The organism is Paenirhizobium naphthalenivorans (assembly GCF_007992095.1).
Lineage (GTDB): Bacteria > Pseudomonadota > Alphaproteobacteria > Rhizobiales > Rhizobiaceae > Allorhizobium > Allorhizobium naphthalenivorans.
This window is the reverse complement of record NZ_BJZP01000124.1, coordinates 1-719: the sequence shown is the minus strand read 5'-3', so window position 1 is coordinate 719 and position 719 is coordinate 1. Positions and strand designations below refer to the sequence as shown.

The 719-nt window shown below is 61.8% G+C and carries 1 protein-coding gene; it reads right to left on the bottom strand.

The window, feature by feature from the left end; genetic code table 11:
* The coding region (locus RNA01_RS23485; RefSeq protein ID WP_170253633.1) for a type IV secretory system conjugative DNA transfer family protein at positions 1 to 714 on the bottom strand (714 nt) is incomplete at its 3' end.
* Positions 715 to 719 lie beyond the last annotated feature (5 nt).

Genomic DNA, 719 nt, shown 5'->3' with positions numbered 1-719 from the left:
ACCGCCCCATTTCAGCGCCGTCGGAATCGTCACCGACGTGGTCTTGAAGCCGCCGGAGCCGGCGAACACGATGCCATGTGACGATCCGAACGAACCATCGAAGCAGAGCAGCGGTGACTTGCCCCCGGCGCCCCATGTCTCAGGCTTATCGGCCCGAAAAGAAAGTGCCGCCGTGCTGTCGCGATCGACACGATACCGCTCTCCGATCACGATGCCGCCGGCCTCTGCGAACAGCTTCTCTGCTTCCGGCAGTTTCATCCATTCCGCCTCGCCGTGCAGCGCGCGTTTACCCCGGATGCGTTTCGGCTCGGAACGCGAGAATGCCGCGTTGCCGAGCACGGCCACGCGAAGTGCGAACATGCCAGAGAAGAGAGCTGCGGCAGTACCTGTCATCGTTGCCGGGTCGATATAGGACAGAATCGACCTCGCCGCAGGCACCTGTCCGGCAAATTGCGAAAGCCGCATTCCTTCCCGAACGACGGCAATTGCAATAACGGTGCCCGATCCGGCAACGACGCCCCACCCTGCCGTCTTGATGTTGACCGATCCTTGGGCGCTAAAGAGAAAGATCAGCCCGATCGCAGCGCTCGCCACATAGGGCAACGCCAGGCCGATCCGGCCGAGCGTCAATTTCGCCTCTGCCGTTTTTCCGAACGTCGCAAGCCATTGTTCGATCCCCGGCAACGCGAGGGCGATGGCTATCATCATCAGCATCGGGA